Below are 4,850 nucleotides of genomic sequence, written 5' to 3' on the forward strand. Positions count from 1 at the left end.
ACCAGCGCTTCGCCGCTTATACCTTCACTAATAAAGCCTTTTGAAACTGCCGACACGCTGTCGTTACGGTTAATTTCCGCAACCGCCATAGACAGTTCATTGCTTTCAATTAAGTTGACGTTTGGGATAGGCAAATCAATAAACTCGCCTAGCAGTTGAGCAAGATTCTCACCCGCACGCCCCATGGCAATATTGACCATTTCACGGCATGCGTCTAATTGATCTTCTTTACTCATCTGGCGCTTGGCTAAAACGGCATTTGAGTCGCTATCGTCTTGCGCTTTTTGTAAGCTCGCGCCAGAAGAATGCGTCTCGCCACTGTAAATCCCGTAAGAGGCTAGGATGTGGCTGAGTTTTTCGTTATCAATTGGCTTTCTTATGAAATCCAGAGCACCAAGAGCGAGCATTTTTTCTCGCGCTTGCGCTTGTACATCACCGGAAACGACAACTACCAAGCAAGGAAGATCCTGTTGGCGAATGGCTTCCATGGTTTGATAACCGTCCATTACCGGCATGTTTAAGTCGAGAAACACCACATCGCCTTTGCCTTCGCGAACAAGCGCGAGGGCTTGCTCACCATTCTCGGCAAACGAAATATCCACGTCCCATCCATCAGGTAAACTGCGCGCCATCTGGCGCCTTGCGAAACCTGAGTCGTCGCATATCAATATAGGAGTACTCATGGTAACTCCTTATATGGCAACAGGGGCTTTAATGTGTGGGTGTGACTGGTAATTTTTAAGCGTAAAGTCGTCGAAGGAAAACCCGAAGATATCTTTCACCTCAGGATTAATTTCCATAGTTGGGCGCTCGAAAGGCTCACGACTTAGCTGCAACTCTACCTGTTCAAGATGGTTTGAATACAAATGCGCATCGCCTAGCGTATGAATAAAATCGCCGGGCTCTAAATCACACACTTGCGCCATCATCATGGTCAGTAAAGCATAACTTGCGATATTGAAAGGAACACCCAAGAAAATATCGCCGCTTCGCTGGTAAAGCTGGCAGCTAAGCTTACCGTCTAATACGTAAAATTGGAAAAGTGTATGGCAAGGTGGCAATGCTTGCTTGCCCATCGCTGCATTTTCTTTGGGAGAATAATTGGTATCTGGGAGTACCGCAGGGTTCCAGCCGCTAACGATAAGTCGACGAGAATCTGGATTGTTTTTGATTTGCTCAACCACTTCGGCAATCTGGTCTACCGATGTGCCATCACCGCGATCCCAACTGCGCCACTGGTGTCCATAAACCGGACCAAGCTCGCCTTCTTCGGTAGCCCACTCGTCCCAAATACTCACACCGTGCTCTTTCAAATAAGCGATGTTTGTCTCGCCTTTAAGAAACCAAAGTAGTTCGTGAATAATGGATTTAAGGTGACACTTCTTTGTTGTCACCAAGGGGAAACCTTCCTGTAAATTAAAACGCATCTGATAGCCGAATACACTTAACGTACCTGTACCAGTTCGATCTTCCTTTTTCACACCCGTATCACGTACATGGCGCATTAGAGCGAGATATTCTTTCATCGTTATTCTTATATTTTTTGCTGTTCAACATGGTCTTTTCCGCGCATGTAAGCACGGACTATTAATCCTATTCCTAAAGCTATCATAGGTAAACAAAGAAGTTGCCCTTGGCTTAGTCCCATTTGATATAAGCCAATATGTGCGTCGGGTTCTCTGAAGTATTCAACGATAAATCGGAAGGTGCCGTAACCAAGTAAGAACAAGCCGCTGACCGCCCCTACTGGACGCTTTTTGGCAGAATATAGCCATAGGATAATAAAGAGTAGTACGCCTTCAAGCGCAAACTCGTAAAGCTGTGATGGGTGACGGGGGATATTACCTGCGTTGGGGAAAATGACCGCCCAAGGCACATCGGTGCTACGCCCCCAAAGTTCAGCGTTTAAGAAGTTACCTATGCGTCCAGCACCCAAGCCGATGGGTACTAACGGGGCAACAAAGTCCCCTAGTCGAAGAAAGGTCGTGTTCATACACTTGGCGCGCCAGAATAAGGCTGTTAGCACCCCTAAAAGCCCGCCGTGGAAGGACATTCCACCAGCCCAAATTTTGAATAAGTACAAGGGATCGTCGAGAAACATACCAAACTGATAGAAAAGCACATAGCCTATTCGACCGCCTAATATTACGCCAACGAAGCTCCAGAAAAGCAGGTCGCTTAACTGCTCACGGCTCCAGTTGGTTTGTGAAAGACGCTTTTGTGCCAATAGGTACGCGGCGATAAAGCCCACCAAATACATAAGGCCGTACCAGCGGACACTTAACGGACCGACACTGAAGATAACGGGGTCGATACTGGGAAATACCAGATAACTGCTCTGTTCCATTACTTTATTCAATTCCTAAAATCATTCTAATGCTCACCAACACGAGTAAGCACGCCAACATCGCTTTTAACACACGAACATTTACTCGCTGCCCAAGCTTTGCACCTATGTTTGCGGTAAACATAGAGGTGGCAACAATACCAGCTGTTGCAGGTAAATACACATAACCTAAACTATGTTCTGGTACATCTATCGCATTGTAACCGGCCACAATAAAACTCGTGGTACCAAAAACGGCAATAATAAGTCCGCAAAAGGCAGCACAGCCAATTGCCGCCCGTACATTAACACGAAACCATACCAGCGCAGGTACCAATAATGCACCGCCACCAATCCCCATAAGTGCACTTAGTAAGCCAGCTCCACCACCAACAGTCGCAAGCGTACCTTTTGATGCGTCATTTTCTGAGGCTTTTTGCTTACCAAATATCATCTGCATCGCAATCAAAATAACCAGCACCGCAAACACATCTTTAAGCAGTTCACCAGAAATATGGCTTGCTACCTGAGCTCCGGCAAATGCGCCAAAAGCAATACCTAAGCCTGTGTAAAGCACAACATGCCTTTGAATATTACCCAGCTTGTAATGCGCGAAGGCCGACGACATTCCTGTGAAGATGATGGTAGATAATGAGGTAGCGATAGCGACAGGCATTACGGTTTCAGTGGTCATTCCCATGAAATGTATAAGCAAATACGACAACACAGGAACGATGATAAGCCCACCGCCAATGCCCAGCATACCCGCCAGAACACCTACCACAGAACCTAAAATAAGGCAGCTGAGAACTATTACAACTAACGGATCCATTCCTTAAGCACCTGCTCGGATAAGGCCTCCCAGGCCCTTGGTTTCAAGATATTGATTCAAGTGCACAAAAACTTCTTCTTGGCTAACAGAGGTGAGCGCCAATGACAGTAACTGCTTACATTCATCCAGCGTGACTTTTCTAATAAGCCAGTTTATTTTTCTTAAGTTAAAGCCGTTCATACTTAGGCGGCGATAACCCATTCCCATTAGCAGTAATGCTCCAGCTGGCTCACCTGCAATTTCACCGCAGATAGTTACGGGCACTTGATTTTGATTGGCTTTTTGAACCACGTCGTAAAGCGCCCCTAATACCGCAGGATGATAGCTATTGTAGAGCCCTGCCACCCGCGTATTGTTTCTATCCACCGCGAGCAGATATTGGGTCAGGTCGTTACTGCCTACCGAAAAGAAATCCACGTGCTTTGCTAATTGAGGTAGCTGATAAAGTACCGACGGGACTTCTAGCATAATACCTAACTTAGGCTTGGTTAACGTTTGTCCTGACTCTGCAATCTCATCACAAATTTCATAATATGCCTGATTAATTAGCCGCTTAGACTCCTGCACTTCAGATACGGTGGAGATCATAGGCAGCATAATTTGCAAATTGCTTAGGCCTACACTTGCACGCAGCATGGCGCGAACCTGAACCAAGAAAATTTCTGGATGATCAAGGGTTAGGCGGATGCCTCGCCACCCCAAAAATGGGTTTTCTTCATTAATTGGGAAGTACGGTAGTGGCTTATCGCCTCCTACGTCGAGAGTACGCATAGTGATAGGCAATGAAGGCGCGGCCTCAAGCACTTGGCGGTACAGCTTTACTTGCTCTTGTTCTGAAGGAAAACGCTCGCGTAACATAAAGGGGATCTCGGTGCGATAAAGCCCTACACCCGCGCCAATTTGTTCAGCGTTTAGCTCGACTTCAGCTGAAAGGCCAGCGTTGATATAAAGAGACATTCTACAGCCATCAACACTTTCGCAAGGTTTATCAGCCTCGGCGTCAATTTTCTCTGCGATGGCCGACTCTTCTTCAATGAGCTGTATAAATTCAGACTTGATGTTACGTTCAGGCGATACAATGACCTCGCCTGAATACCCATCAAGCAAAATCTCTTTGTCTTCGAGTAGTGCTGGCGTAACGTTTTGACAGCCCATCACTGCAGGCACGCCCATGGCTCTAGCCAATATTGCCGCGTGAGAGTTATTTGAACCGCGAATAGAAATAATGCCTTTTAGCTTACCTCTTGGAAATTCGGCAAGCATAGGCGCTGAGACTTCATCAGCTACGAGAATACTGGCTTCGGTTATTGTTTTTTCAGTAACCTTTTTGCCATTCGCTTCATACAAAATGTTAGCAAGAATACGGTCGGATAAATCGACAATATCAATGGCACGCTCTTGCATGTAAGGGTCGTCCATTGCTTGAAAGCGTGCGGCATAGCTTTCTACAACCATTTTTAATGAAGACGCCGCATCCCAACCTTGGCGAATTTTTTCTTCTACTTCCCGCCCAAGGCTGTTGGCATCTAGCAGATGATGATATAGCTGAAAAATGGATTTAACATCGTCGGGAATGCCGTCATCTAACCGCTTCGATAACGCATCGACATGACCTCGCGTAACTTCAACCCCTTTGCGATAGAGTTGAATTTGATCTTGAGGAGATTGCGTGCGCTTTACGACCCAGTTTTT

General features: G+C 46.4%; 5 protein-coding genes. All 5 read right to left on the minus strand.

Features of this window, described 5'->3' with window-relative positions; all coding sequences use genetic code 11:
- Positions 1-683, minus strand: a 683-nt coding sequence (locus QVA83_RS12645) for a response regulator (protein ID WP_287498516.1), incomplete at its 3' end; no start/stop codon positions are given.
- 9 nt (positions 684-692) lie between these two features.
- Positions 693-1,526 (minus strand): thymidylate synthase, encoded by an 834-nt coding sequence (locus QVA83_RS12650; protein WP_014948183.1) that lies wholly within the window; start codon positions 1,524-1,526, stop codon positions 693-695.
- A gap of 8 nt (positions 1,527-1,534) precedes the next feature.
- Positions 1,535-2,347: a prolipoprotein diacylglyceryl transferase gene (gene lgt, locus QVA83_RS12655; RefSeq protein ID WP_014978255.1), complete on the minus strand. Its 813-nt coding sequence runs from the start codon at positions 2,345-2,347 to the stop codon at positions 1,535-1,537.
- A gap of 4 nt (positions 2,348-2,351) precedes the next feature.
- Complete coding sequence (locus QVA83_RS12660; RefSeq protein WP_014975612.1) at positions 2,352-3,158, minus strand: sulfite exporter TauE/SafE family protein; 807 nt, start codon at positions 3,156-3,158, stop codon at positions 2,352-2,354.
- 3 nt (positions 3,159-3,161) lie between these two features.
- Positions 3,162-4,850 (minus strand): phosphoenolpyruvate--protein phosphotransferase (gene ptsP / locus QVA83_RS12665; protein ID WP_287498517.1); only part of this gene is annotated, 1,689 nt, incomplete at its 5' end.

The sequence above is a fragment of the Alteromonas sp. AO-Serp genome, from assembly GCF_017849675.1.
Lineage (GTDB): Bacteria > Pseudomonadota > Gammaproteobacteria > Enterobacterales > Alteromonadaceae > Alteromonas > Alteromonas macleodii.